Genomic DNA, 26428 nt, shown 5'->3' on the forward strand with positions numbered 1-26428 from the left:
TGTAAATAGCTAATCTACAGAGCAGTAAAGAATTTAACTGTACTCGGGGCGGGAATCGAACCCGCACTCGCTTTAGGGCGAACAGGATTTTAAGTCCTGCGTGTCTACCAGTTCCACCACCCGAGCAGGTGATTAACCTTTTAAAATTAAAATCCCTCCTGCGAAGAAGGGATTAGAGCGAAAGACGAGATTCGAACTCGCGACCCCAACCTTGGCAAGGTTGTGCTCTACCAACTGAGCTACTTTCGCGTTTTGGTGAGTGCAAATATAGCCAGAAAAGCAAATCTGTCAATTATTTTTTGATTTTTTTTGAAATCTTATGCTAAGTCGCTGCTTTTCAATGTATCAATTATTAAATCTTTTTCATATCCTTTTGAAGAAGCGAACTGTATAAGCTTGTATCTGCGCCGAAAAGCATCTTTTTCATTCAGTATTTCTGCTTTTTTCTCTAAAAGACAGCGTAAACACTCCGAGTATTCATCTGCAGATATTTGTTTTAGCGCAACTCCTATTAACTTCTCGGGTACCTTTTTTAACTTCAGCCCCTGTTTTATTTTAAGTCTTCCCCATTTTTTCATTCGGAATTTTCCTAACGCGTAGCTTATTGCAAAACGTTCTTCATTTAAAAAGTTAGCCTGTATTAATTCTGAAATTATTTCTTCAGCCTCGGATGGAAAGGCACCCATAGAGTAAAGCTTTTCCCTTACTTCCTGTTGCGAACGTTCCTGGTATGCGCAAAAATGCTCTGCTTTAGCCAGAGCCTCCTGTTTACTTTTAACTTTTCTTTGCGGATGTTGTTCATCTGACATATCTGATTAAAATCGTAAAAATATTTATCATAATCCTAAAATTTAAGAGAAATTAGCAAGCATGAATCATAAACTGTATCCGGTAAAAGACATAGAAAGAATAGTTGGAGCAAAAGGAAATATCGCTGATGTGGAAGCTGAGATCCGTACGCTTTGCTACGATAGCAGGAAATTAACGGATATTAAATTCGCTTTGTTTTTTGCTATAAAAGGCCGTCGTGACGGACATTCTTTTATTCCTGAGGTTTATGAAGCAGGAGTCCGTAATTTTATTATTTCAGATTTTAATTTCGATAGCAAAAAATTTCCTGAAGCTAATTTTTTAACAGTTTCCGATACATTAAAAGCTTTACAGGCACTGGCTGCTTATCATCGTTCATGTTTTACTTACCCGGTAATTGCAATAACCGGAAGCAACGGAAAAACCATTGTTAAAGAATGGTTATACCAGTTACTTGCCCCGGAATACAATATTATCCGTAGCCCGAAAAGTTACAACTCACAGATCGGTGTTCCGCTTTCTGTATGGGAAATGAATGAAGACCATCAACTGGCAATTTTTGAAACAGGTATCTCCAAAGCGGGAGAAATGAAAGCGTTAGCAGCTATAATTAACCCGACAATTGGCATTTTAACGAATATAGGCGACGCTCATAATGAAGGATTTTCCTCGGTTGAAGAGAAAATCAAAGAAAAGCTTTCTCTGTTTCAAAACACATCCCTTTTTATTTATTCGCCTTTTTATCTTAAAAATTATAAAGGTGAAATCCCTGGTAAAAAAACTTTTACATGGTGCCAGCATTTTAAAGCAGACCTGGAAGTAATAGACGATGAAATTCTGGAAGGAAAGTATGAATTTCTTCGTGGTAAGTTTCAAAATGGGGAGATTCAAAGTCTTATTCCTTTTACTGATGCCGCCTCGGTAGAAAATGGAATTTGCTGTTGGGCAACCTTACTAGCTTTAGGATATTCGCCCGAAGAAGCGGATAAGCGCCTGGAAAAGCTTCAGCCGGTGAGAATGCGGCTGGAGCTGAAGAATGGCATAAATAACTGTTCGATTATTGATGATTCATACAGTCTCGACATATCTTCACTTGCAATTGCCCTTGATTTTCTGAATCAGCAGAACCAGCATATCAGGCGTTCTTTAATATTGTCTGATATTCCTGAGGCTGGCCCGGATACCGATCTTTTATATTCGCAGGTTGCAAATCTGCTGCAAAGTAAAGAGGTCGATCAACTTATAGGAGTTGGCAGTGAGATTTCAAAACATGCAGACAAATTTACCCTAGAGAAAGCATTTTTTCCCGATACTGATACCTTGCTGAAAAACCTTGAGAAGCTGAAGTTTTTTAATGAAACGATTCTTTTAAAAGGGGCCCGGACATTTCAGTTTGAACGTATCAGTAAAGCATTGACCCAGAAAGTTCATGAAACCGTTCTGGAAATAAACTTGAATGCTTTAGAGCATAATCTGAATTATTATAAAGCTTTACTAAATCCGGGTGTGAAAATAATGGTAATGGTAAAGGCTTTTTCTTATGGCAGCGGAAGCTACGAGATTGCTAACTTGCTTCAGTTTAATAAGGTAGATTATTTAGCCGTTGCTTATGCGGATGAGGGTGTTGCATTGCGAAAAGCAGGTATTACATTGCCCATTGTGGTTATGAATCCTGATTTTTTAGCTTTTGATACTATTATTGAACATAATCTTGAACCCGAAATATACAGTAAACGAATTTTTTATGATTTCGTGGAAGCTTTGAATGTTAAGAACAAGGAAGGCTACCCGGTACATATTAAGCTCGACACAGGCATGCATCGCCTTGGCTTTATGCCGGACGAGATAGAATTGTTATTATCTTTACTGGCAGATACGCCTGCAATAAAAGTGCAAAGTGTATTTTCGCACCTGGTAGGGAGTGAGGATAAGGAAGAGGACGAGTTTACACGGCATCAGTTAAAAATATTTGAAGAATTAACAGATCAGATTGAAAAGGCTATTGGCTATTCTTTTATCAGGCATATTGCCAATACATCAGCAATCAGCAGGTGGCCAAAAGCACAATTTGGTATGGTTCGGTTAGGAATCGGCCTGTATGGTGTAGACGGTACCTATAAAGATAGTTCCCCCTTACAAACGGTTGCAACATTGAAAACCAGTATTTCTCAAATTAAAGAACTGAAGCCGGGAGATACAGTAGGTTATAACCGGAAAGGGATTTTACCAGATGGTGGTAAAATAGCTACTGTTAAGATAGGGTACGCTGATGGATACAGCAGGAAGTTTGGAAACGGGCGGGGCAAAATGCTTGTTAATGGGGTTAAAGTTTCTACCATTGGGAATATTTGCATGGACATGTGTATGCTTGATATAACAGGTTTAAATGTAGCAGAAGGGGAGGAGGTAATTGTTTTTAATGAACAGATCCGTGTGGAAGACCTTGCCCAACTGCTGGAAACTATACCTTATGAAATACTGACAGGAGTATCTCAGCGAGTTAAACGAATTTATTATTACGAGTAAGTATGAACCGGATTTTTAAAGCACTGATAAATTACTTTATAAAGGGAGTACTGATTGTAGTCCCTTTGGGAGCGGCTATTTTTTTGATTTACTGGATAATTTCTACCATTGATTATTCTTTGAACCTTAGCAATATACTTTGGGTAGATTCAAAAACAGGAAAACCGGTATATATTCCTGGCCTGGGTATCCTTACCGTGTTGGTTATTATTTTGGTTGCCGGAATTATTGTCACCAACTTTATTACTGACCCGATTAAGATATGGTTCAGCCGCTGGATGAAGAGACTGCCAATCATCAATTTCCTGTATTCTTCTATTAAAGATTTAACAGAAGCATTTGTGGGTGATGAAAAGAAGTTTAATGAACCTGTAATTGTTGAGATAAATGAAACAGGGTTAAAACAGGTAGGATTTCTAACCCAGAAGGATCTTTCAAAAGTAGGCTTAGCCGGAGAAGTTGCGGTATATTTTCCATTTTCGTATTCCTTTGCCGGCCAGCTTTGTATCGTACAGGCAGAAAAAGTGAAACACCTGCAAATGAGTGCTACTGAAGCAATGAAATTTGTAGTATCAGGCGGGGTTAGCGGAGGAGTGTGATTCTGGATTGAAAAATTGAATTTCTAAAACAATTGTGTCCTTTTTTTGTTTGTAAAAACAATGAAAGGTGAAATTCAACTCGACAAATTACTTGCCGGACTCGCTTACTGTAGGCGTATTCTTTTACAATTAAAAGATTCAAGAAATATTAAACACTTACCTTTGATATTTAAAGGTTTTACACCTGATAAAGGCTTGTATTATGATTTTAAAACATATAAATCAGAAAATTATATCCCGGATTATAAAAGGTACTTAAGTCACGTTTTTATCAATCATAAATATAAAAACCTGTTTAAAGACAAATACTCTAATTTTTTGTATTTACGGCAATATACAGATAAGCTAGTTCCTGTTTATGCGCTGGTTGACAACGGTAAATGCTATTTGCTGGGCCATTCTTCTTTAGATGAGTTGTTTGAAAAAGAAAACAAGTTTGTAATTAAACCTCGTACTGGTTGGGGAGGTAAAGGAGTGGCAGTTTTGGAGGTAAAAGAAAATAAGTATTCTATTGAAAGTAAAGCTGTTGAAAAAGAAGATATTTTTAAAGGTTTTAACAATCATGTTTTGGTACCATACATTCGTCAGCATGAGTATGCTGCCGATATTAATCCCCAATCTTTAAATACAATTCGTTTTCTTACCTGCATTATTGGTGATAAGGCAGAAAGCATTGGCGCCTTGCATCGTTTTGGGGTAAGTTCAACAGGCTCCGTCGATAATTTCTCCCAGGGAGGTATTTCGGCTAAAATTAATGTCGATACAGGAATTATAGAGAAAGCCTGCTTGTTAAATAAAAAGAAGTTTAAAAAATTGAGTATTACTCATCATCCAGATAGTAATGAACCCATTGTAGGATTAGAAATTCCTTTTTGGCAGCAGATAAAAAAGGAAATATTAGCGTTGCATAGTTCTATTAATTATGTAAAATATGTAGGCTGGGATATTGCTATTACTTCGGATGGGTACAAAATAATAGAATCCAATCACGTTTCAGATATCGATGTATTCCAGGTTCATGAACCGCTGCTTCTTAATGATTTAAATAAGAAGTTTTATGACGTTTACAATTGATATTTATTATATATCCCATTAAAGGCAGTTGTAAAACTGCCTTTTTGGTTTTAGAAGTTTGGCTTTAATACATATTTATTGTAGAATTTAAAGATATGTTCAACGGCTTCTTCTGCAGTGTCTACCAGTCTGTACAAATTCATATCTTCCGGACTGATGTTTTTGGCTTCTAACATATGTGCTTTTACCCAGTCCATTAATCCGCCCCAGTACTCTGTTCCAACCAACACTATAGGGAATCTTGCTATTTTTCCTGTCTGAATCAGTGTTATGGCCTCAAATAATTCATCCATCGTTCCAAATCCACCCGGTAGTACTATAAATCCCTGTGAATATTTCATGAACATTACCTTTCGGACAAAGAAGTAATCAAACTCCAGCAATTTATCACGGTCGATGTATTTATTATGAAATTGCTCAAAGGGAAGTTCAATATTTAATCCAACAGATTTCCCCCCGTTTTCATATGCTCCTTTGTTGGCTGCTTCCATGATTCCGGGTCCTCCGCCTGAAATTACGCCATATCCTCCTTCAGTAAGTAAGCGGGCAATATCTTCGGCCAGTTTGTAATATTTATTGTCGTTTGATGTGCGGGCAGAACCGAAAATTGAAACGCAGGGACCAATTTTGGCTAATTTTTCAAATCCATCTACAAACTCGGCCATGATTTTAAAAATAGACCAGGAGTCTGTTACTTTAATTTCCTGCCAGTCTTTGTTCTCGAAGGCATTTCTTATTTTTTCGTCACTTGTCATAAATGCAGTAAAGAAGTTTAAAATTTAGTTTGAACAGTTGTTGGCCTGCTGCTAAACTGTAATAATAAATAAGTTATAAGCCCGTTCAGTATAATTAATTCAAAACCGATGGCATATCCCGTCCATTTTACAGAATTTAGATCAATTATAAAGCATAGGGCCGGAGCTAATAAACAGATGAAAGGGACTATTTTATCGTTTACAGCTCTTTTCGAAATCATACCGAATGCAAACAGGCCAAGTAAAGGTCCATAAGTATAACCTGCTGCTTTAAAAATGGCGTTAACAACCGACTCATCGTTAATTATTTTAAATACCAGTATAACCAGCAGCATAATGATCGAAAAAATGATATGCACAATGTGCCTTGTACGTACTAAGTGCTTATCATTTTGATTCTCTTTTTTGTCGAAACCCAAAAAATCAACACAAAAAGAAGTGGTTAAAGCAGTTAAAGCAGAATCGGTAGTGGCAAAGGTTGCTGCCGTTAAACCCAGCATAAAGGTTACAGCTGGGATAATATTTAAATGATTTAAGGCAATTTCAGGGAACAGGTGATCCGGAGTTTTTAGAGCCGAGACATCTATATTATTAGCAGAAGAGTATATATACAACAGGGCACCAACACTGAGGAAGAAAAGATTTATCACCACAAAAACCGCGGTAAACGTAAGCATGTTCTTTTGAGCTTCCCCGATATTTTTGCAGCTTAAATTCTTCTGCATCAAATCCTGATCCAACCCGGTCATCGCGATAGTTACAAAAATCCCCCCTAAAAACTGCTTAATAAAATGCGATTTGCTTCCAAGGAAATTTTCCCAGAAAAATATTTTTGAATAAGAGCTTTCTTTAACCGCTTCGAATGTTTGCGGAATATTAAAATGTAGGCTGCTTGAAATAAAATAAATGGAGAGAACTACAGACGACAAGAGGAAGACTGTTTGTAATGTATCCGTAATGATGATGGTTTTTAATCCTCCGCGATACGTGTAGAGCCATATTAAAATCAGGCAAATAAGGATAGTTATCCAGAATGGAACATTCCAGGCATCAAAAATAAATTTTTGAAGCACGATTGCAACCAGATATAATCTGAAAGCGGAACCAATGGTTCTGGAAATCAGAAAAATCATTGCCCCCGATTTGTAGCTCCAGTATCCTAAACGCTTTTCCAGGTAAGTATAAATTGAAATTAAATGCAGCCTGTAATATAATGGGAGCAGAATAGTAGCAATAAAAATGAAACCTACTGCATTGCCTAATACAAATTGAAAGTATCCGAAGCTGCTCAATCCCACAGCCCCGGGAACTGAAATAAATGTAACGCCCGACAGCGCCGTTCCTATCATTCCAAACGCGACAAGATACCATTTGGAGTTTCGGTTGGCTATGAAAAAGGTGGAATTATCGCTTGAGTTTTTTGATGTTAGATAGGAAATACCAATAAGAATAATAAAATATCCTATAAGAAATGATAGCAATACTATCGGCGACATACGTTAAAAATTAAGTTTACGGCTAAATGTAATGAATTATGTCTTTTAAACCGCCTCCTGTTAATCCTGAAGCGATAAAAATTTTTATTTTATTTAAGTTTGCAGCATGAACTTTTCTTCCCGCCTGCTTGAAAATGCGGTAAACGAATTTGCAAAATTGCCCGGTATAGGTCAGAAAACAGCACTTCGGCTGGTTTTGCATTTGCTTAATCAAAGCAGTAACGAAGTGGAACAATTCAGTCAGGCACTTATCCAGCTAAAAAAAGAAATTTGTTTTTGTAAAGTATGCCATAATATTTCCGATCAGGCTATCTGTGAAATATGCTCCAATGTAAAAAGAGACCGGTCGTTAGTATGCGTTGTTGAAGATACGCGGGATGTGATGGCAATTGAAAATACTAACCAGTACAACGGTTTGTACCATGTTCTTGGCGGTTTAATATCTCCAATGGATGGAATTGGTCCGTCAGACTTAACTATTGAATCGCTTGCAGAACGCGTAAAAACAGGAGAAATCCAGGAAGTGATACTGGCATTAAGTGCCACAATGGAAGGTGATACCACTATTTTCTACATCTATAAGAAATTAAAAGATTTTCCCATTCAGGTGAGTACGATAGCGCGGGGAATTGCATTTGGCGGCGAAATTGAATATGCAGATGAGGTTACCCTCGGCAGATCAATAGCAACACGTGTACCCTACGAGAATAACTTGTTTAAATAACATTAATGGATCTTAGAAATAAAACAGTAATTATAACCGGTGCCTCATCCGGAATAGGAAAGGCCTGTGCCGAAATGTTTTCAAGGCTGGGTGCAAACCTTGTTTTAGCCGCAAGACAGTATGTTACCTTGTGTGAAATTGCCCAAGATATGGAAAAGCGGTTCAATGTCAGAGCTGTTGCTGTACAATGTGATGTTTCTAAAGAGGAGGATTGCGAACAGTTAATTCATCAGGCAATGTTGTCTTTTAAACGGATTGATGTCCTTATTAACAATGCAGGTATCAGTATGCGGGCCTTATTCAGGGATCTGGACCTGATTGTTCTTAAAAATCTGATGGATATCAATTTCTGGGGCGCGGTTTATTGCACTAAATATGCGCTTCCGGAACTTATAAAAAATAAGGGTTCTGTTGTGGGAGTATCCTCTATCGCAGGATACCGTGGATTGCCGGGACGCACGGGATACTCTGCCTCTAAATTTGCTCTGAATGGTTTTCTGGAAGCTTTGCGAGTCGAGAATTTAAAAACAGGTTTGCATGTGCTGATAGCTGCTCCCGGTTTCACGGCTTCAAATATTCGCAATACAGCGCTTGCCAAAGATGGCTCACAGCAGGGTGAAAGCAGTATGGACGAAGGCAAGATGATGACTTCGGAGGAAGTTGCAGAGATAATAGCGGAGGGCGTTGCGAAGCGGAAAAGAACTTTAATTATGACCAATCAGGGAAAACTGGCAGTTTTAATGAATAAACTGATCCCTGCATGGGTAGATAAAAAGGTGTACGAGCTTTTTGCGAAAGAGAAAGATCCGCTGATAAAATAATAGTTTAAAGACAGTAAGGATTTTCGTTATGGGTATTTAGTGCAGCGGCCTTCGTTTTATAATTCCACCACGGGTTTCGCTGATTACATTCATAAACATGAAAGCTTTGCGATCAATCAGTTCTACCTCCTGCTTTAGTTTCGCTACTTCCAGCCGGGTAACAACTGTGAAAATAATATTGATATCGTTGTTTCTGTGTCCCGTACTGCCAAATCCCCGTTCTCCTTTATAGATAGTAACTCCTCTGCCCAGTTTTGAAATAATTGCTTCGCGAATTTCGTTGCTTTTTGGAGAAATGATGGTTACTCCGGTGTACTCTTCAATTCCCTGAATTATAAAATCGATTGTTTTTGAGGCCGAAAGATAGGTAAGCGTGGAATACAGGGCGCTTTCAAGACTTAAAAAGTAAGCTGCAAACAAAAAGATCAGCACATTTATAATCAGTATAATATCCCCAATGGTTAATACACTTCGGCGGTTTATATAAACAGCGAGAATCTCAGTTCCATCTAAAACGCAGCCCCCACGCATTGCCATACCTATTCCTGCTCCCAGAAAGAAACCGCCGAATATAGCTATCAGTAACTTATCATTGGTTATTACGGGGAAGTCGACAAAGAAAATGACCAAAGCAAGTAAAAGTATTGCAATCAGTGTTGTAATTGCGAAGACACGGCCAATATGCTTTGAACCCAGAATGATAAAAGGAACATTGAAAATTATCAGCCAGATAGAAACAGGCGTATGTGTTATATTATTCATCAGCAGCGATACTCCTGTTATTCCTCCATCAATAAATCCATTAGGGACAAGAAAGCCCTTAAGGCCGAAAGATGCCAGGAGCACACCCGTTAAAATTAATCCCCAGTTTGAAAATTGAACTTTTAATCTTTTGTATCTTCTGATAGTTTTATTTTTCACGATTTAAAAGTAGCCAAAAGGTTTGCAGGTAAAAAAAAGATTATTCATATTTGCTGTAAATATGAGAATTAACAAACTATATAAAAGCTGGTGGTGGCATTGCGAAAATTCGTAGTGGCATACCCATCGTATATAGTAAAATTTATATAAAAAATTACAGGGTTGCCGAAATGCAACCCTTTTTTATTGTTTACAATGAAGCAAATATTAAATCATTTATTTGAGTATAAAACATTCAGTAAAACTGAAGCAAAAGAGATTTTTACAAACATTGCTCTTGGCAAGTACAATGCATCGCAAATGGCTGCTTTTATGGTGGTTTATTGCATGCGCAGTATAACGATTGATGAACTTGAAGGGTTTCGTGATGCTATGCTCGAATTATGTGTGCCGGCGAATCTGGAGGGATACCAATTAATTGATTTGTGCGGCACAGGAGGCGATGGCAAAGACACTTTTAATATTTCAACCCTTGCTTCTTTTGTAATGGCGGGCGCAGGTTATAAAGTGGCAAAACATGGAAACTATGGGGTTTCCTCCGGTTGCGGTTCCTCTAATGTTATGGAGTTTTTGGGTTACCGGTTCACAAACAGTAATGATGAGCTGCTCCGCGGGTTGGATGAAGCTGGAATATGTTTTCTTCATGCTCCGCTTTTTCATCCGGCAATGAAAACTGTAGCTCCCATCAGAAAAGAGCTTGCAGTTAAAACTTTCTTTAATATGCTGGGCCCGATGGTTAATCCGGCGCAGCCGAAATACCAGATGGTAGGCGTTTTTAGCCTGGAATTAGCCCGTCTTTACGCGTATCTGTACCAGAAATCAGATAAAAAATACATGATATTACATGCGCTGGAAGGATACGACGAACTATCATTAACCTGCGATTTTAAAACTTATACAAATGCGGGAGAACAGATCAGGCATTTATCTGATCTTGGGTTTGAACCTATTGATCCGTTAACTATAAAAGGCGGACATTCTGTACAAGAATCTGCTGAAATTTTCATGAAGGTCCTGAATACAGAAGCCAGCACGGAACAAACCAATGTCGTTTTAAGCAACGCGGCTTTAGGAATACAAACTATTCATCCTGAAAAATCTTTTGCTGATTGCTATTATGAAGCAGAGGAGGCCCTTATGTCAAAAAAAGCATTGCAAAGTTTTAAGAAGCTCGTAAGATGAAGATTAAAGTTTGCGGGATGCGGGAAGTTAATAATATCCGTGAGTTAACCTCCCTGCAACCGGATTATATTGGTTTTATTTTTTATCCCAAAAGTAAGCGGTTCGTTCAGGAAACAGATCCGGGCTTTTTACAAGAAATTCCGACTAAAATAAAAAAAACAGGAGTTTTTGTAAATGCAGCTTTGGATGAGATTCTTGATAAAATAAAAAGATACCGTTTACAGGCAGTGCAATTACACGGAGATGAATCTCCTGCATTCTGTCAAAAATTAAAGGAGCAGAACGTAGAAGTTATTAAAGCTTTTGGAATAGACGAGGCATTTGATTTTGAAGTGCTTAATCAGTACGAGCTTTTTACAGATTACTTTCTTTTTGATACCAAAACTTCCGCCTATGGCGGTTCAGGAAAGGTATTTAACTGGGAAGTTTTGAATAACTATAAGCTTGGTAAAGCATACTTTTTGAGCGGAGGTTTAAGCCTGCAGAACTTAGCGGAGGTAAAAGGTTTAAATGATGAAAGAATATACGCGGTTGATCTCAACAGTGCTTTTGAAACAGAACCCGCAGTAAAAGATATAAACAAGCTTGAACAGGCTTTTAAACTAATAAAAGGATAAAAAATGGAGTATCACGTAAACGAAAAAGGATATTACGGAAGTTTTGGAGGGGCATACATTCCTGAAATGCTTTACCCCAATGTAGAAGAGCTGCGTCAAAAATACCTGGAAATAATGAAAGATCCGGGTTTTCAAGAGGAATTTCAGATGCTTCTTCGAGATTACGTTGGCCGGCCTTCTCCATTGTATCTTGCAAAAAGATTATCAGAAAAATACGGCGCTCATATTTACCTGAAAAGAGAAGATCTTAATCATACAGGTGCACATAAAATAAACAACACGATTGGCCAAATTCTTTTAGCCGAACGTTTAGGAAAAAAACGGATAATTGCCGAAACAGGGGCAGGGCAGCATGGGGTGGCCACGGCCACAGTGTGCGCTCTAAAAGGTCTGGAGTGTATTGTGTACATGGGTGAAGTTGATATCGAGCGTCAGGCGCCAAACGTAGCACGAATGAAAATGATGGGAGCAAAAGTAGTTCCGGCGACATCGGGCAGTAAAACGTTAAAAGATGCTACCAATGAAGCCATGCGTGACTGGATTAACAATCCTGTTGATACACACTACATTATTGGTTCCGTTGTAGGCCCGCATCCTTATCCGGATATGGTTGCACGTTTTCAATCCATTATATCCAAAGAAACCAAGATTCAGCTAAAAGAAAAAACAGGGTCAGAACTTCCGGATTATGTACTTGCCTGTGTAGGAGGAGGCAGTAATGCAGCAGGAATGTTTTATCATTTTCTGAATGATGAGCAGGTTAAGTTAATTGCTGTTGAGGCAGCTGGAAAAGGGGTTGATTCAGGAGAGTCTGCAGCTACTACCGCCTTGGGGAAAGAAGGGGTTCTGCATGGAAGCCGCTCCATATTGATGCAAACTTCGGACGGGCAGGTGGTGGAACCTTATTCTATTTCCGCCGGCCTGGATTATCCCGGAATAGGCCCGCAGCATGCTCATCTCCATACTTCAAAAAGAGGACTTTATGTTAGTATAACGGATGATGAAGCCATGAAAGCAGGATTATTACTGGCACAAATGGAAGGGATTATTCCGGCTATAGAAAGCTCGCATGCACTTGCTTACCTGGAGAAAATGCACTTTAAAGGAGATGAAAAAGTAGTAGTTTGTCTTTCGGGCAGGGGAGATAAGGATTTAGCTACCTACATGAACTATTTTGAATTATAACCATACGGGATAAACTGAAATAAGAGTTGCCTCCTATCTCATATTCTTATATCTCAAATCATAATCTATATACATGAACAGATTAAAAAAACTTTTTGATACAAAACAGGAATCCATTCTTTCTATCTATTTTACAGCCGGGTATCCGGATTTAAATAGTACGTTGGATATAGCCAAGGCTCTGGAAAAGGCAGGAGCAGACTTTCTTGAAATAGGCTTTCCTTATTCTGATCCGGTAGCTGATGGGCCTGTAATTCAAAACAGTTCACAAAAAGCACTGGAAAACGGAATGACTTTGGAAATCCTTTTCGAACAGTTAAAGGATTTAAGAAAACGTGTTAATCTCCCCGTTCTTCTGATGGGTTATGTTAATCCGGTTTTACAATACGGTGTAGAAAAATTTTGTAATTCGTGTGCCGACTGTGGAGTAGATGGCGTTATTGTTCCCGACCTTCCGATGTATGAATACGAAGAACTGTACCAGGGATGTTTTGAAGGGCATAATTTAAGTAATGTATTCTTGGTTACTCCTCAAACTTCAGAAGATCGTATCCGCAAAATTGATGAACTTACAAACGGATTTATTTATTTGCTTTCGTCATCTGCAACAACGGGTAAGAATTTAGCTGTGTCTGAAAACGTCGAAAGCTATTTTGCCCGTATTAAAAATATGAATCTAAAGAATCCAACAATGATTGGGTTTGGGATTTCGGATAACAAAAGTTTTAGTAAGGCGGCAGAATATACCCGCGGTGCTATTGTGGGCAGTGCTTTTGTTAAAATACTTAACGAAGCCAATTATCTGGAGAAGGTTCCTGCATTTATCCGTTCAATTAAAGGAGTTTAAGTAATATTATTCCGGTTACTTTTTACCGGAATATTTTTAAAAATCCTTTTAAAAGAGTCTTTTACACCACCATTAACAAGTTGGTAAAGGCCCACTTCCCAGTTGTCATTTCCCTCAACGAAAACGGGTCCCTTGGTTGTTATAGCAATGTCCCAACCTATGGAGTAAATTCCCTTTAAAAGCCGATGAGCATATATTGCCTGGTTTATTGCTTCCTGAAAATACGGAAGTTTAAAGCCTTTAAACAAAATTCCTGTGTCCGGATGTTTTTCTTCTTTCGTACCAAAACCCGGTTTGAAGTATCCCCAGCGGGTTAATTCTCCTGTTGAAATATCAATGCCGACAGTTATTCCGCCTGCACTGCCGTTATCAACCCGGTTCCCGTTTAAGCCCATCCGTAACACAGCGCCTAAAATTTCTATTGAGTTTCCACTATTTGCCGTCATAAGACGTATGGTATTGATAGAGTGCGGATAAAGTTTGCGAAGTTGTTCATGCTGGTTGTCAATACACTTTTGAATAAGCCATTCTTCTCCAACCAACCGGTGCTTTAACTGGTTTAGCGATATCAGTTCACCATTGGAATAAATGTTTTTATTTCTTATCTCCAGATGAAATGTTCCTTTACCCTGTTCACCGGTTAATACTTTACAAAAGGCATCTATGTCAAAATCGGTTATTCTTTCAAATGGCAGTATTTCTTTTGTAAGAAGCAGATGAAATGTTTTACCGTCGGTTGTTGCAATGTTTTCGGGAGTGGGGATATTCAGCCCTTTAAAAAAGGCTCCGAAAATCAGCTTGTCTCTTAAAATACAAATAAAATTATAGTGCAACTGCTGATTCTGGGGAAAAAGATTTCTTTTGTTTCTGAAGTGGACTAATGTTTTGTGGGATACATATTGGTTTAAATCATTTTTTTCTTTACGGTCTAACCCGAATAAGAAATAGTATTTATTTAACTCTCCATATTTTAAAATATGAATAACATTGTCAAACAATATTCTTCTTTTGCTTTTTAAAGGATCCTCCGGAAAATAAGATTTTCGCGAAATATAGCGATTAGGGTTCCTTAAGAGTTTGTATAAGTTAAGAACTCTTCCTGTATTTGTGTTTATTAAATGCAGCGAATTCTCAAAAAGGTGCGCATTGATTTTTTTTATTCTTTCGTTGTTCCATCTCATAAGCAGTTATACCTGTAGAATGAGGTATTAAATAGGCTTACGAAAAAAAAGTACGCCCGGTTTGCTTTCAGGTAAAAAAATTACTTTATAATTTTTAACTATTCAGGCTGATTTAATTTTTAAGTATTTTTGAAATGCTTGTTTACTTTCTCCGTGAATAAGCTGGAATATGGTAACTCCCCAGTTGTCATTTCCTTCAATAAAAAGTGGTCCGTCTTTCGTAATTGCAACGTCCCAACCTATTGAATGTATTCCATATAATAAACTATGTAAATATTTTACCTCCTTAACCACTTCTTCTATAAAGGGAATTTTAAACTGTTCAAATTTAACCTTCGTGTCTGGATGCGCATCCACTTTGGTTCCGTATCCGGGCTTATAGTAGCCCCATTTTGTTAGTTCACTCTTTTCGAAATCTATTGCAACAATTATTCCTCCTGCGCTCCAGTTATCTATCTTTCTTCCGTCTGTTCCCATTCTTAATACAGCTCCTAACACTTCAACAGAAGAACCGGTATTAACGGTCATAATTCGTATGGTATTTATTGAATGCTGATAAAGCTTATTTATTTCTTCGTGTTGATCAGCTATTTTTTCTTGTACTATCCATTTGTCCTGACCAAGGACTTGTCTTAACTCTTGGATTGTAACAGGCTTCCCGTCCATAAAAATAGTTTTTTCGCTTATTTTAAGATGAAAAAGGCCTTTCCCCTGGTCCCCCGTAACAAGTTTGCAAAATGTATCTATATTTAAATTTTCTAATTCTTCTAAAGGTACTATTGCTTTTTTTTCAAATAAGTTTAGCAATCCGTTCTCAATAATAGCTATGTTTACAGGTGTTTTTACTCCATTTCCCCTGCAAAAAGCTCCGAAAGTAAATTTGTCCTGTAAAAGGCAAACAAAATTGTAGATTTTATATTCGTTCTCGCTTTTGGGTGGTATAAGGTTAACTTTATCTCTTAAATGAATGAATTTCTGCCTGGAGAGGTATCTGCTCCTCGGCGTATCTTTACGATCTCTTCCAAATAAAAAATAATATTCATTTGTTTCTCCATGTTTAAGAATATGGAGAAATTGCTCGTAAAAAATTCTCCTCTTGCTTTTTAATTCCTGTTCAGGAAAATAACTTTTTGCAGCGACATAAGTCTTTTGATTCCTGATAAAGGAAATCAAGCTTGTAAATCTTCCGAGAGAACATTTAACAGTAAAAATCAGGTCTTCGAATAAGAGAAGATTTTTTTGCCTCAGTTTGTTAACATTCATTGGCTATAATTGGTAGAGTGCTTATAACAAACCTTTTATAATTAAGTTTATAAAAAAGCAAGGAAAATATTTTCTTACTCGCCGAGTATAATTACGGCGGGAAAACTATTTCAACTCTTTTTCCTGTCTTCTTTTATTCAATAGATTCAGAAAAATATAGCCTGAAATGCCCGAAAGGATAGAAGCAGTTAAAATTGCGAATTTTGCTTCTGTTTGATGGGTGGCGTCTGTAAAAGAAAGCAGTGAAATAAAAATCGACATGGTGAAACCGATTCCGGCTAACATGCCCAAACCGATAATATGAAGCCAGCCTGCTTGTGAAGGCAAAGAACTTAACCTTAATTTTACCGATAACCAGGAGAACAGCGTAACTCCAATGGGTTTTCCTAAAAACAATCCTAAAATTATTCCCAATCCTAAATTACTGCTTAATCCCTCTATCATTCCGCTTTCAAAGGGGATGTTTGTATTTGCCAGGGCGAAAAGCGGCATAATGAAAAAGTTTACAGGATTCGAGATTATGTGCTCCAGCTTCTCTAAGGGTGAAATTTCTTTAACGGGATTGGTTGGAATAAATAAGGCTAACAAAACTCCGGCAATGGTAGCATGTATACCGGAATGGTGAACGAAATACCAGAGGAACAGTCCCGGGATGAGATACAATAAAAGATTTTTTACCTTAAAATAATTTAACAGGGCTAGTATAAGTAAAATTCCTGCTGAGTAGAATAAATAATTTGTATGTAATTCTTTAGTATAAAAAATAGCGATGACAAGAATTGCGCCCAAATCATCCGCTATGGCTAAAGCAGCTAAAAACACTTTCAACGATCCGGGAACCCGGTTGCCTAACAATGAAATAATAGCAAGCGCAAAAGCAATATCCGTCGCCATGGGGATTCCCCAACCGTGGCCAGTTTCCGTTTTTAAGTTGAACAGAGAATAGACAATTGCCGGAACAAGCATTCCGCCTAAAGCTGCAAAAATGGGCATTGCTGCTTTTTTAGGCGAAGAAAGTTCACCTTCCAGTATTTCTCTTTTAATTTCCAGCCCAACCAACAGAAAAAAAATGGCCATTAAGCCATCGTTTATCCATTGTTCTACAGAATATTTTAATTGAACAGCCGAACTTTCAAAACCAATCTGCTCACTTAAAACACTATGAAATACTTTTTCGAAGGAAGAGTTTGCAATTATAAGGGATATTATTACGCAGCCAAGCAGTATAAAACCACCAATCTGTTCCGATCTGAAAAAATCTTTGAAAGCTTTGATATTAATTCCGCGTGATTCAGTCATCCGCCTAAATTAATACTTTTATGTTTTAAAGCATTTCAAAATCGATAACCTTACGGATAATTATAAAAACTGGTCGATGTCTCCCTTGCCCAGCCGGATAACCTGAAATTCTTCCGATGTACAGTCAACAACGGTTGAAGCAACATTACCACCGTACCCGCCATCTATTACAGCATCTACTTTATCTTTAAACTTCTCATATATAAGTTCCGGATCGGTAGAATATTCAAGAATTTCGTCCTCGTCGCGGATGGAAGTGGAGAGTATGGGATTGCCAAGTTTAAGAACAATTTCTCTGGCTATGTTATTTGCAGGTACACGGATTCCAACTGTTTTTTTATTAGAACTTAGAAGTTTTGGTACTTTATTATTGGCATCGAAGATAAAAGTAAAAGGCCCGGGAAGTGCCTTTTTCAAAACTCTGAATGTAGAGTTTTCAATGGGTTTTATGTAATCAGAAATATGGCTCAGATCGTGACAGATAAATGAGAAATTTGCTTTTTCCGGTTTAATTCCTCTTATCTGGCAAATTCTTTCTATTGCTTTCTGATTGGTAATATCGCAGCCTAAGCCATAAATAGTATCGGTAGGATAAATAATAATGCCGCCTTTTTTCAGAATATCTACAACCTGGTTGATGGATTTCTCATGGGGGTTTTCTTCGAAAATTCGTATTAACATAGTATTAGATAATAACAATTTATCGTTTAATGGTTTTTACTTTTTCTTTTTCGGGAATAAATTAAAGATTTGATTTGTAATAAATCAACTTGATTTTCGTCTAATAACAAGTTTTACTGTAAGTCCCATTTAATGCGATATCTGTATTATTTTATCTTTAGTTTTTTAGTTGTAATTTTTGTTTATCATACCTGGTTCGAAAAAGCATTATGGTTCAACAACTCCTCCCACAAAGTTAAAGACCGAAGATTAAGAGAAATTTCCGGATTAGTTTTTTCTGTTCAGAATCAGGATAAAATTTGGGTGCATAACGATGGGCGTCAGCGGATGAAACTTGTTTTAATTGATGAAAAGGGTAATACGGATGCTGTATTCAGAAGTAAAGATATTATAACGGACTGGGAAGATATTGCCATAGATGTTAAAGGGAAAAAAGGAAAACCTTACGTTTATGTAGGTGATATTGGTGATAACGATGCCAAACGGCCGGTTATAAATGTAGTTCGATTTGCCGAACCTGCTGCGGGAGATGAACAGGAACTGCAGAATACGGAAAAAATATATCTTAAATATCCGGATGGAAGTCACGACGCTGAAGCCATGTTTATTGACCCGATCAGCAGGCAGCTTTATATTATTACAAAAAGGGAAGAAAATGTTGGAGTGTATTCAGCCCCGATAAGTGCTGGCGCCGGCGACACCGTGTTGTTAAAAAAAGCAGCAAAACTCAATTTAAAGGGCGTAGATGTGTTGCGTTGGGTTACAGGAGCAGATATTTCAAGGGACGGCTCACAGATCCTGATAAGAAGCTACGGTTATGTTTACTACTGGAAGAGAAATACGGGGCAATCTGTAGAACAAGCTTTACGTGAAGAACCGGATGTTTTACCACATGCTTCTGAAATTCAGGGCGAAGCTATCGGATTTATTCCCGAAGGCAATGGCTTTTATACCCTGAGTGAAGGAAAGCATGTAGCACTGAACTTTACAAGAATTTCTACTCAATAATGGCTTAAGTCTACTTAAATCTCGTTTAAGTTAATATATTTACCGTTGTCCTTCGTTTCGTGAAAACCGAAGGAAATGTAAGCTCTTAATGCGTCGTTTATTCTATTTTTTAACAGTATTAGTAATAGGGATTACCAGTTATTACAGCTGGTTTTACTTGCCTGTAGCAGCAGGCAGTCCTTTTCAAAAAGTCGAGGATTCCAGGCTTGACGAAATTTCAGGAATGGTTTTTTCAAAAAGAAATAAGGGCTTGATCTGGGTACACAATGACGGTATCCAGAAAGTCAAATTATTCCTTATAGACACCAATGGTCATACCAAAGCAGTATTTAAAGGGAATAAATGGACATTTGATTGGGAAGATATGGCAATTGATCCGGGTTCTGTTGATGGAAAGTCTTATTTATATGCCGCAGACATCGGCGATAATTTCGCCTGGAGGGATAATATAAAGGTATTTCGTATTCCCGAGCCTGTTATTGGAGATGAGCAGGATTTAAGCGGAATTGAAACAATCCGTTTAAGATACCCTGACGGCAAGCACGATGCAGAAGCTGTTTTAATTGATCCTTTAAGCAAGCAATTGTATATTATTTCAAAGCGTGAAAAGCAAGCCGGTATTTATTCTGCAAGCCTGTCTTTTAAAGACGATGGTCTTGTTCTTTTAAAAAAAGCGGGTTCTTTAAACCTGAACCCCGAAGGAGTTAAACAGAAATACCTGACAGCGGCGAGCATCTCGGAAGATGGTTTAAAAGTTCTTTTAAGAAGTTATAGCGAAATTTATTACTGGGATAGAAGAAAAGGAGAGAAGCTGGAAGAAACGTTGATGAGAGAGCCGCTCGTAATCCCCTACAATGTAGAATTTCAGGGAGAAGCTATTGCAATAAGTCCGGATGATAAGGGATTTTATACGTTAAGCGAAGGAGAACACGTTCCGCTGAATTACCAAAGCATTACAAGCAAATAATTTTATTCCGGAAATTCCAGAATAACCGCTTCATCTGCAGGATATCCTGTACACGTTAAAACCCAGTTGTTTTTGAGGTCTTTTGATGTTAATACTTCATTGATAGTCATTTTTACCTTTCCGCTGGTACAGATAGCCGAGCATGCCGAACAGATTCCGCCCTCGCAGCTATAAGGAAGATTAAAACCTGCAGCTAATGCTGCCCTTAGAATGGTTTGTCCGTTTTTTACAAGTACCGTATATTGTTTTCCCTTCCATTTTATCCGGATAGCCCGGTCAGGGAAGTCTGGCGTCCGCCTGGTATCGCTGCGCATGGTGACGGGAAGAAAGTTCTCTGTTTTAATTTGTTCTTCATCGAACTTCATGTACACCAGAGTTAGCGTAACCATACGCATATAAGTAAAAGGGCCGCACACCATAAAAACAGCATGTTTGCTCTCAAACTGTAGTTTTTCTGTTATCAGCTTTTCCAGGATACCGTTATTCAGCCTTTGCCGTTCTTTAAACTGCGACTTCGGATTACTCAGGAAATTGAACACATAAAACCGCTTATAACGTGCCTGCAACTGTTCAATCTCCTCCAGGAAAAGAATTTTATCTTCGGTGTTATTGCTGTAAAAAAGAAAGATATTACTCTGGGGCTCTTGTTGCAATAAATACCTTACCTGAGGCAGAACCGGGGTTATTCCGCTTCCTGCGGCAAGAAAAAAAATATCACGGGGATAAGCGTTTTGCGGAGACAGGACAAACCGGCCGGCGGGAGGAAGTGATTTAACCACATCCCCCTGTTTCCAGTGCATCAACAGATAACGGGAAATAGCGCCATTTTCTACCCTCTGAACCGTAATTTTTAAAGGCTCTCCGGGTAAAGAAACAATGGAATAAGAACGGCGCAATTCTTTCTTTTCCAGTTCAATAATAAAGGTGAGGAATTGCCCGGGCACAAAATGGAACAGAGGATCGTGTGGCTGAAGAAGAAACGTTTTTGCATCAGCCGTTTCTTCTTTAACAGTTGTAATGGTAAATGCCAGTATTTCTTCCACTATCAGGGATTAATTAACACAAACTCGTAAAAAGGCTTAATCCTGAAATTTACAAATTGACCGGAAGATTCTCCGGATTCAACCTCCGATTTATAGCTCTTCCACACATCCGGTTCTACATTCAGGTAATGATAAGTTTTTCCTCCGGTAAATTCAACTTCCAGAATCCTCTTTTTGAAAGAGTAATTTATCATTACCGTTGTACCTGAACCCGGAGTGTATATCGCATTCTCTTCAGAAAGCCTTTTCATACCTGACTGCTTTTATAGTATAATCAATCTGGCAGGAATAGGTTTTTCAGAGGTTAATACAGACCGAAAAAACTTACTTGTTCTTCCTGGAAGATTTTGCCTTTTCATTGAAATCCAAACACAAGTTAATCCAATATTCCAGGTCCTTATCCGATTTCAATCCTTGCGGATTAACGTAACAGTAGCCGTTAAGTTTTTTTCCTCTCATTATCATCGGTTCAAAGCCGCTTTTGCCGGCAACTTCTCCCTGTAAAACAGGATCAAACCGGCACATCAGGTTTTCTCCGCTTACCCCGACACACATTTTATCGTTCACCATAAAAGTAAGACCACGAAACATTTTCTTTTCTTCAATTTTTAGTTCCGGCAGTTTTGCAAGACAGGCTCTTATTCTGTTTTCAAGGTGGATGTAGTATGCCATGTAATTAACAATATGGAAAGGTAATCTACGAATGTTTTGCTGTTCTTTAAAGCGTTTCCGGGCAGCAAAAAAAAAAGATAATCAACATGAAATACAAAAGAGCTGGTACAACTGTGTCCAGATGCTTCCTGATATTTCTTTTAAGAAAGCTTTCTGACGCTTCTTTCCGTTAAAATTGTTTGGGCTTCCTTTTCTGACTGGCAAGTTCGGCTATTTCATCAATGCGTTTTTGTCGTGTTTCAGCTCGTTTGGCCAGAACGACCCATTGCAATATTGCTTTTTTTACAGACTTGGTCAAACTTAGGAAAAATAGCTTTGAACCCGGTTTGGCTTTAAACGCTTTATCCAGGTCTTTAGGTATCTTTAGTTCTTCAACTTCATCTAAAATTGTCCAGGATCCGTTTTCTTTCGCAATTTCAATAGCTTTTAAGCCAGCTTCGGTCATCAATTCAGACTCAATAAGTTTTCCCACTTTCTCTTTATTAATTTTTGACCAGGTGCTTCTGGCTTTTCGTTTGCTGAAAAACTGGTGTGATTTCTCTTTATCTATTGCTATTTTCTTGCTGTCTATCCACCCGAAACAAAGAGCTATATCCACAGCCTCAGTCCAGCTGATAGTAGGTTTTCCCGAAGCTTTAGTATAAAAAACAAGCCACACAGAGGATTTTGAACGATGATTTTCCTCTAACCACTTTCGCCATTCGATAAGCTTTGCCGGATAAAATACTTCCATTTTTTATTATTGTTTGCATTTAATAAAGCAAAAATAATAGGAGGTAATGACAGCCCTATGTCAGGAAGTAAGGGTGTTTTTTGTTTGATTCAGTATGTTTAGCTATTGAATTGCCGAAGATGATGGTCCGTATGTTTATAAACCAGGTATCCGATTTGTTCTTTTGTTATCCTCCCGAAAAATGGGTGTATGAGGTATGAATTCGAAAAGTTTTCGTATTCCTCAATCAGCAAAATCCATTTTGTTTTCAGGGTTTCAATATCGTCCCTGGTTTCTTTAACCACAAAGTCAGGAATTGTAGGCGTGCTTCGTCTCAATGGAGATTCATCTTTTAATATAGTTCTTAAAGCTATTTTGCCAAACAGGTAACCCAAAAAAACTCTCTTGAATTTTTTCCTGCCATGCATCATGTCTTCCCAACGAGTGCAATGTTCCAGCATCTGTCCGACATTCATTTTACCCCATTGAGCTGTGCTTTCTTTATTGATCGTCTTGATTCTCTTTATCAATTCATTTCTCGTACCAGGGTCAAATATGGATTTCATAATTAGTGATTTCTTTATTTACGAGTTGCTTTGCTTTCGAAATAGATAAGGAAGAGAGTTTAATAATATTTTCTCATTCACCTGAATATAAGCACAAGTTTAAATTATTAAGCAATTCAATGAAAGGTGTGAACGCGACATTGTGCAAGGTAAATCGCGACAAGGGAAATCGATAAGCAGGTTAAGCAGTTTGCCGGCTGTAATCTTTAGCCTGTTGAAAGGTGGAGCATCACCTGACTCAATGTTTTAAAGTTTTCAAAGATTTGAAAACGAACAGATGGTCTCCGTAGGTGCTGTAGCCCTGCTTTCCGTTCATACGCCTGCAGGCCTTAGGCTTGGTGCCGGTATCCACTTCAATCAGGTTTAAGGAATAAAGACAACGATTGCTAACTTTGCTACAATGAAAGAATTGATAGAACATATTTTACAGTTCGGCAACTTAAATGAACAGCAAATTGACCATATTAAAAGTAAGGCGGTAGAACTAGAACTTCGCAAAGACGACTATTTTTCGGAAGCAGGAAAAATTCCACGACAAGTCGGTTTCGTGGTTAACGGTGTTGTTCGTGGTTGCTATTACAACAACAAAGGCGAGGAAATTACACGGTGTTTTATTCCTGAAAATAATTTGGCGGTTGATTATGTAAACTTTGAAGCAAATTCAGCTTCGGCAGAATACTTGCAAGCAAGCACCGATTGCAAACTCATTGTATTCTCAAAACAAGATTGGGACGAACTTTCGCATACCATTGCTGGCTGGGACAACATTAAAAACAAAATCGTGCAAAAATGCCTTTATCAAAAATCCAGAAAAAGCCCTGTAATTTCACAAAACGCAACTACACGCTACTTGGAATTTTTAGAAAATTATCCAACCCTTACAAACCGTATTGCTCTTTCTCACATCGCATCATACTTGGGAGTTACACAACAATCATTTAGCAGAATTAGAAAAAACATTCGCTAAAATCACTTTTTACCATTTGGTAAATACATTCGTTTTTTATCGTGCAAACTTTACCGTAAATTTTAAAACAGATAAAAAATGAAGTTAGCACTTATCACAGGAGCAAACAAAGGCATAGGCTTTGAGACCGCAAAACAACTTTTGCAAAAAGGATTTCATGTTTACATCGGAAGCCGAAATTTAGAAAACGGTTTACAAGCCGTTGAAAAATTAAAAACACAAAGATTAACAAATGTTGAAGCCATTCAACTTGACGTAACCGATGAAAATTCGGTAAAAAATGCCCGAACAGAAATCGGCAAAAAGATAGACAGTTTGGACGTTTTGATAAACAACGCAGGTATCAATGGCGGTGCACCTTACACCGCATTAGAAGCAAATTCAAAGCAATTTTTGGCAACATTTGACATTAACGTTTTTGGTGTTGCAAGAGTAACACGTGAATTTATTGATTTGCTTAAAAATTCGGCTGAACCAAGAATTGTGAACGTAAGCACAAGCGTTGGTTCACTTACACTGCAAAGTGATCCGAATTGGTTTGGTTACAACTTTGCAAAATATGCAGTTTACGCTTCATCAAAAGCAGCTTTGAATATGCTTACCGTTCATTTGGCTTATGAACTTCGGGACACAGCGTTCAAAGTAAATGCAGTTTGTCCAGGTTATACGAAAACCGATTTTACAGGTTACAATGGTGGCGAAGTTGAAGAAGCAGGGAAACGAATTGTGAAATATGCTTTGTTGGACAAAGACGGAGTAACAGGAAAATTTATCAGCGAAGAAATCAATCCCCAAGCAGGCGAAATTGCTTGGTAGCAAGGATTGACAATGAATTGGCAAAAGTCCTGATAACATCGGTTTGCGTAATGGCGGGCTAAGTGCTACAATTCAACACCAATACTGGTCGTAGCGTCTCGCTATGACCTTTCATAGAAAGTATGCTCCCCTCTGTCGCACCCCTGTCCCGTGATTGCTACCTTAATACATCTTTTGTAATTTGCTGGTAGCTGTCTTAAACCGACTTCTATATTTACGTTAAAGTCACGAGGCAGTTTCAACGAAATCAAGCGAAATACAGATGTTCACCCTGAGGATTTTAAAGTTGTCATTTTTCCCCAAGTATTAGTTATGGGAAGAAACTAATTTTGAAGATTTAAAATAAAAAAACGAATGCGAAAATTATCACTTTTCATTGCCGCAAGTCTCGACGGGTACATTGCAAAACCCGGTGATGACCTTAATTTTCTGAAATTAGTAGAAAAAGAAGGCGAAGATTATGGTTATGCGGAATTTACGAATACCATAGACACCCTGATTATCGGTAGAAAAACCTATGATTATGTGTTGAATGAAATCGGCTCGTCTCATTATAATAATGGGGAAAGAGACGTATATGTAATAACAAGGACCGAAAGACCTGATGCGGGTAGAGTAAAGTTTTACAGTGGAGATCTCGCGGAATTAGTGCATAAATTGAAAAACGAAAACGGAAAAAACATTTATTGTGACGGAGGAGCAGAAATAATAAACGAACTTTTAAAAGATGATCTGGTAGATGAATTTATTATTTCCGTGATTCCCGTATTGTTAGGTGACGGAACAAGGCTATTTAAAGACGGCCGGCCGGAACAGTTACTCGAATTTGTAAGCGCAAAAACATTTGAGACCGGATTAACTCAGCTACATTACAAACGGAAAAGATAAACAACGAACCGATAACCATATAAAAGCATAATGCGGATTGGATCATTAAATGGGGTACTTTAGCCTCTGCTAAATTGCCAACAACGGACAGTGAATTCTTCTATCCGGCCAGGTACTTCTGACCAGAAGGCAGTTAGGGTAAGCATAATAGAAATCCAAAACCACGATAACTTTATATATGACAGGAATAAAATTTCAAATAATCACCCCTGAGGACGATGAAAACATGGAACTCATCGCAGAATGGTATTTAAATGAATGGAAAATTCCTGTTCAGACAACAATAGAAAAAATAAAAAACCTTTCTGTGGACAACTCTGAGTTTCAGGTACTGTTAACTGTTGAGGGTAACCCAATTGCAACAGGCGGACTTTATAATAACGTTGGCCTTTTAGACAGAGAGCCAAGGCTTAAAATTTATAAAAATTGGTTGGCTTTGGTTTATACAAAACCCGACTTCAGAAAAAAAGGCTTTGGAGCATTAATCTGTAATTATATTCAGGATCATGCAAAAGTACTGGGACTGAGTGAAATCTATTTATTTACTCATACTGCCGAAAGCTTATACAAGCAGCTTGAATGGCAACAATTGGAGCGCCTTGTTTTGGGTGCAAAGGACATTGTAGTAATGAAAAAAGAACTGATAGAAAAGATCGATAGCAATCGAATTGACACCGGATGAGATGAATGTCAACACGAACAAGGCTTCAATCAATTGCATGTGAAGTACCATGCAAGATTTACATTTTATTAATCTTAGGACGTAACGAAAAATTGAACAGCAATAAAGCTAAATAAAGGCACACGC

General features: G+C 37.9%; 28 protein-coding genes and 2 tRNA genes. 15 read left to right on the plus strand and 15 right to left on the minus strand.

The window, feature by feature from the left end:
• Positions 1 to 40: 40 nt before the first annotated feature.
• The 3 genes from ACLCDL_RS09450 to ACLCDL_RS09460 all read right to left on the minus strand — a co-directional run bounded on the left by ACLCDL_RS09450 (position 41) and on the right by ACLCDL_RS09460 (position 809).
• A tRNA-Leu gene (locus tag ACLCDL_RS09450) sits at positions 41 to 126 on the minus strand.
• A gap of 50 nt (positions 127 to 176) precedes the next feature.
• Positions 177 to 249 (minus strand) — tRNA-Gly (locus tag ACLCDL_RS09455).
• A gap of 68 nt (positions 250 to 317) precedes the next feature.
• Positions 318 to 809, minus strand: a complete 492-nt coding sequence (locus ACLCDL_RS09460) for a regulatory protein RecX (protein ID WP_423148043.1) — start codon at positions 807 to 809, stop codon at positions 318 to 320.
• 61 nt (positions 810 to 870) lie between these two features.
• Here ACLCDL_RS09460 and ACLCDL_RS09465 point away from each other — a divergent pair, with 61 nt between their 5' ends.
• The 3 genes from ACLCDL_RS09465 to ACLCDL_RS09475 are packed head-to-tail and all read left to right on the plus strand — an operon-like array spanning position 871 to position 5009.
• A complete protein-coding gene (locus ACLCDL_RS09465) occupies positions 871 to 3336 on the plus strand; it encodes a bifunctional UDP-N-acetylmuramoyl-tripeptide:D-alanyl-D-alanine ligase/alanine racemase (RefSeq protein WP_423148044.1) in 2466 nt (821 codons plus the stop codon).
• A 2-nt stretch (positions 3337 to 3338) separates the two neighbouring features.
• Positions 3339 to 3935, plus strand: a complete 597-nt coding sequence (locus ACLCDL_RS09470) for a DUF502 domain-containing protein (protein WP_423148045.1) — start codon at positions 3339 to 3341, stop codon at positions 3933 to 3935.
• Positions 3936 to 3995: 60 nt separating this feature from the next.
• Positions 3996 to 5009 carry a sugar-transfer associated ATP-grasp domain-containing protein gene (locus ACLCDL_RS09475; RefSeq protein WP_423148046.1) on the plus strand — a complete coding sequence of 338 codons (1014 nt, stop codon included), beginning with the start codon at positions 3996 to 3998 and terminating at the stop codon, positions 5007 to 5009.
• A 50-nt stretch (positions 5010 to 5059) separates the two neighbouring features.
• Here ACLCDL_RS09475 and ACLCDL_RS09480 read toward each other — a convergent pair whose 3' ends face one another.
• Positions 5060 to 5764, minus strand: a complete 705-nt coding sequence (locus tag ACLCDL_RS09480) for an LOG family protein (protein ID WP_423148047.1) — start codon at positions 5762 to 5764, stop codon at positions 5060 to 5062.
• 17 nt (positions 5765 to 5781) lie between these two features.
• Positions 5782 to 7260 (minus strand): sodium:solute symporter, encoded by a 1479-nt coding sequence (locus tag ACLCDL_RS09485; RefSeq protein WP_423148048.1) that lies wholly within the window; start codon positions 7258 to 7260, stop codon positions 5782 to 5784.
• A 106-nt stretch (positions 7261 to 7366) separates the two neighbouring features.
• On the opposite strand from ACLCDL_RS09485, the gene recR reads away from it, so the two are divergent.
• Both recR and ACLCDL_RS09495 read left to right on the plus strand, forming a co-directional pair.
• Positions 7367 to 7984 (plus strand): recombination mediator RecR, encoded by a 618-nt coding sequence (gene recR, locus ACLCDL_RS09490; protein ID WP_423148049.1) that lies wholly within the window; start codon positions 7367 to 7369, stop codon positions 7982 to 7984.
• Positions 7985 to 7989: 5 nt separating this feature from the next.
• The gene (locus ACLCDL_RS09495) at positions 7990 to 8805 is read left to right on the plus strand and encodes an SDR family oxidoreductase (protein WP_423148050.1); all 816 of its coding nucleotides are present in this window, start codon (positions 7990 to 7992) and stop codon (positions 8803 to 8805) included.
• Between the two features lie 36 nt (positions 8806 to 8841).
• Here ACLCDL_RS09495 and ACLCDL_RS09500 read toward each other — a convergent pair whose 3' ends face one another.
• Positions 8842 to 9726: a YitT family protein gene (locus ACLCDL_RS09500; RefSeq protein WP_423148051.1), complete on the minus strand. Its 885-nt coding sequence runs from the start codon at positions 9724 to 9726 to the stop codon at positions 8842 to 8844.
• Positions 9727 to 9921: 195 nt separating this feature from the next.
• Between ACLCDL_RS09500 and trpD the strand changes: the two genes are divergently transcribed.
• The 4 genes from trpD to trpA all read left to right on the plus strand — a co-directional run bounded on the left by trpD (position 9922) and on the right by trpA (position 13557).
• Positions 9922 to 10908: an anthranilate phosphoribosyltransferase gene (gene trpD, locus ACLCDL_RS09505; protein WP_423148052.1), complete on the plus strand. Its 987-nt coding sequence runs from the start codon at positions 9922 to 9924 to the stop codon at positions 10906 to 10908.
• Positions 10905 to 11525 (plus strand): phosphoribosylanthranilate isomerase, encoded by a 621-nt coding sequence (locus ACLCDL_RS09510; protein WP_423148053.1) that lies wholly within the window; start codon positions 10905 to 10907, stop codon positions 11523 to 11525. The genes trpD and ACLCDL_RS09510 overlap by 4 nt, the downstream gene beginning before the upstream one ends.
• A 3-nt stretch (positions 11526 to 11528) precedes the next feature.
• Entirely contained in the window at positions 11529 to 12710 is a 1182-nt protein-coding gene (gene trpB, locus ACLCDL_RS09515) for a tryptophan synthase subunit beta (RefSeq protein ID WP_423148054.1), read from the plus strand.
• A 73-nt stretch (positions 12711 to 12783) separates the two neighbouring features.
• Positions 12784 to 13557 (plus strand): tryptophan synthase subunit alpha, encoded by a 774-nt coding sequence (gene trpA, locus ACLCDL_RS09520; protein ID WP_423148055.1) that lies wholly within the window; start codon positions 12784 to 12786, stop codon positions 13555 to 13557.
• Here trpA and ACLCDL_RS09525 read toward each other — a convergent pair.
• The 4 genes from ACLCDL_RS09525 to ACLCDL_RS09540 form a co-directional block, all read right to left on the minus strand.
• On the minus strand, positions 13554 to 14738 hold the full coding sequence (locus ACLCDL_RS09525; RefSeq protein WP_423148056.1) for a sugar-transfer associated ATP-grasp domain-containing protein: 1185 nt from the start codon (positions 14736 to 14738) through the stop codon (positions 13554 to 13556). The genes trpA and ACLCDL_RS09525 overlap by 4 nt on opposite strands.
• A 102-nt stretch (positions 14739 to 14840) precedes the next feature.
• Entirely contained in the window at positions 14841 to 16001 is a 1161-nt protein-coding gene (locus ACLCDL_RS09530; RefSeq protein WP_423148057.1) for a sugar-transfer associated ATP-grasp domain-containing protein, read from the minus strand.
• Between the two features lie 105 nt (positions 16002 to 16106).
• Positions 16107 to 17300: a Na+/H+ antiporter NhaA gene (nhaA, locus tag ACLCDL_RS09535; RefSeq protein ID WP_423148058.1), complete on the minus strand. Its 1194-nt coding sequence runs from the start codon at positions 17298 to 17300 to the stop codon at positions 16107 to 16109.
• A 60-nt stretch (positions 17301 to 17360) separates the two neighbouring features.
• Positions 17361 to 17981 (minus strand): L-threonylcarbamoyladenylate synthase, encoded by a 621-nt coding sequence (locus tag ACLCDL_RS09540; protein ID WP_423148059.1) that lies wholly within the window; start codon positions 17979 to 17981, stop codon positions 17361 to 17363.
• A gap of 132 nt (positions 17982 to 18113) precedes the next feature.
• Between ACLCDL_RS09540 and ACLCDL_RS09545 the strand changes: the two genes are divergently transcribed.
• Positions 18114 to 18989, plus strand: coding sequence for a hypothetical protein (locus tag ACLCDL_RS09545; protein WP_423148060.1), 876 nt, complete (start codon positions 18114 to 18116; stop codon positions 18987 to 18989).
• An 88-nt stretch (positions 18990 to 19077) separates the two neighbouring features.
• Positions 19078 to 19956, plus strand: a complete 879-nt coding sequence (locus tag ACLCDL_RS09550; RefSeq protein ID WP_423148061.1) for a hypothetical protein — start codon at positions 19078 to 19080, stop codon at positions 19954 to 19956.
• Positions 19957 to 19958: 2 nt separating this feature from the next.
• Here the strand turns inward: ACLCDL_RS09550 and ACLCDL_RS09555 are convergent, their stop codons facing one another.
• The 5 genes from ACLCDL_RS09555 to ACLCDL_RS09575 form a co-directional block, all read right to left on the minus strand.
• A complete protein-coding gene (locus tag ACLCDL_RS09555; protein WP_423148062.1) occupies positions 19959 to 20999 on the minus strand; it encodes a 2Fe-2S iron-sulfur cluster-binding protein in 1041 nt (346 codons plus the stop codon).
• A 2-nt stretch (positions 21000 to 21001) separates the two neighbouring features.
• Entirely contained in the window at positions 21002 to 21250 is a 249-nt protein-coding gene (locus tag ACLCDL_RS09560) for a KTSC domain-containing protein (RefSeq protein WP_423148063.1), read from the minus strand.
• 73 nt (positions 21251 to 21323) lie between these two features.
• The gene (locus tag ACLCDL_RS09565; protein ID WP_423148064.1) at positions 21324 to 21671 is read right to left on the minus strand and encodes a TfoX/Sxy family protein; all 348 of its coding nucleotides are present in this window, start codon (positions 21669 to 21671) and stop codon (positions 21324 to 21326) included.
• 169 nt (positions 21672 to 21840) lie between these two features.
• Entirely contained in the window at positions 21841 to 22404 is a 564-nt protein-coding gene (locus ACLCDL_RS09570) for a YdeI/OmpD-associated family protein (protein WP_423148065.1), read from the minus strand.
• Between the two features lie 98 nt (positions 22405 to 22502).
• On the minus strand, positions 22503 to 22949 hold the full coding sequence (locus ACLCDL_RS09575) for a DUF1569 domain-containing protein (protein ID WP_423148066.1): 447 nt from the start codon (positions 22947 to 22949) through the stop codon (positions 22503 to 22505).
• A 400-nt stretch (positions 22950 to 23349) separates the two neighbouring features.
• Between ACLCDL_RS09575 and ACLCDL_RS09580 the strand changes: the two genes are divergently transcribed.
• The 4 genes from ACLCDL_RS09580 (at position 23350) to ACLCDL_RS09595 (ending at position 26302) form a co-directional block, all read left to right on the plus strand.
• A complete protein-coding gene (locus tag ACLCDL_RS09580; RefSeq protein ID WP_423148067.1) occupies positions 23350 to 23916 on the plus strand; it encodes a Crp/Fnr family transcriptional regulator in 567 nt (188 codons plus the stop codon).
• 78 nt (positions 23917 to 23994) lie between these two features.
• Positions 23995 to 24732 (plus strand): SDR family oxidoreductase, encoded by a 738-nt coding sequence (locus ACLCDL_RS09585; protein WP_423148068.1) that lies wholly within the window; start codon positions 23995 to 23997, stop codon positions 24730 to 24732.
• A gap of 354 nt (positions 24733 to 25086) precedes the next feature.
• Positions 25087 to 25620, plus strand: a complete 534-nt coding sequence (locus ACLCDL_RS09590) for a dihydrofolate reductase family protein (protein WP_423148069.1) — start codon at positions 25087 to 25089, stop codon at positions 25618 to 25620.
• 178 nt (positions 25621 to 25798) lie between these two features.
• A complete protein-coding gene (locus ACLCDL_RS09595; RefSeq protein WP_423148070.1) occupies positions 25799 to 26302 on the plus strand; it encodes a GNAT family N-acetyltransferase in 504 nt (167 codons plus the stop codon).
• The last annotated feature ends 126 nt before the right edge of the window (positions 26303 to 26428 follow it).

Origin of the sequence: Rubrilithobacter danxiaensis (assembly GCF_047272945.1) — a bacterium.
Lineage (GTDB): Bacteria > Bacteroidota > Bacteroidia > Sphingobacteriales > Sphingobacteriaceae > Rubrolithibacter > Rubrolithibacter danxiaensis.